Origin of the sequence: Pseudomonas sp. MD330_10, from assembly GCF_042610415.1 — a bacterium.
Lineage (GTDB): Bacteria > Pseudomonadota > Gammaproteobacteria > Pseudomonadales > Pseudomonadaceae > Aquipseudomonas > Aquipseudomonas rhodesiae.
Genome location: NZ_JBHGZU010000106.1, coordinates 1 through 251 on the forward strand (window position 1 = coordinate 1; position 251 = coordinate 251).

The window sequence follows — 251 nt, forward strand, 5'->3', positions numbered from 1 at the left end:
TCGAGCCGCCGGCGCTAATCAGTGGCAGCGCGTTTTGCACGGTGAATAGTGGGCCTTTGACGTTGATGCCAAACGTGCGGTCGAACGATGCTTCGGTAATTGAGCCGATAGGCTCGAAATCACATAGGCCCGCATTGGAGAATAACACATCAATCCGACCCTTAGTCGCCTTGATCTGCGCGAAGATGCGTTCCAGATCATCCAATTTGGCAATAACACCCTTAATGGCTATGTCGTGCGGGCCGATCAGG

At 53.4% G+C, this 251-nt stretch carries 1 protein-coding gene; it reads right to left on the reverse strand.

Translation table 11 applies throughout. The annotated features are described in order from the left end of the window. On the reverse strand, positions 1–251 hold a 251-nt coding region (locus tag ACFZPT_RS26805; RefSeq protein ID WP_379559151.1), incomplete at both ends, for an SDR family NAD(P)-dependent oxidoreductase.